This is a genomic window from Bradyrhizobium sp. sGM-13 (genome assembly GCF_018398875.1).
Taxonomy (GTDB): domain Bacteria; phylum Pseudomonadota; class Alphaproteobacteria; order Rhizobiales; family Xanthobacteraceae; genus Bradyrhizobium.
In genome coordinates this window covers 1-223 of sequence record NZ_JAGWDK010000481.1, presented here as the reverse complement: position 1 = coordinate 223, position 223 = coordinate 1, and the positions used below count along the sequence as shown (strand labels likewise).

The 223-nt window shown below is 64.6% G+C and carries 1 protein-coding gene; it reads left to right on the top strand.

The window, feature by feature from the left end; translation table 11 throughout:
* The coding region (locus tag KJQ96_RS39735) for a hypothetical protein (protein ID WP_213291297.1) at nucleotides 1-223 on the top strand (223 nt) is incomplete at both ends.

Below are 223 nucleotides of genomic sequence, written 5' to 3'. Positions count from 1 at the left end.
AGGCAGGCAATCCGCCGCCGGTCAAGCTCTACTCGTTCGGCGGCGAGGCGATGCCGAAGGCGGGCTTCGACAAAGTCAGGCGCGTTCTGAAGCCGCGTATCCTGATCAATGGCTACGGTCCGACCGAAACCGTCGTTACGCCGCTGGTATGGAAGGTCGATGGCGCCTCCGAATGCGAGACACCTTACGCGCCGATTGGTTTGCCGGTCGGCGACCGCCGCGC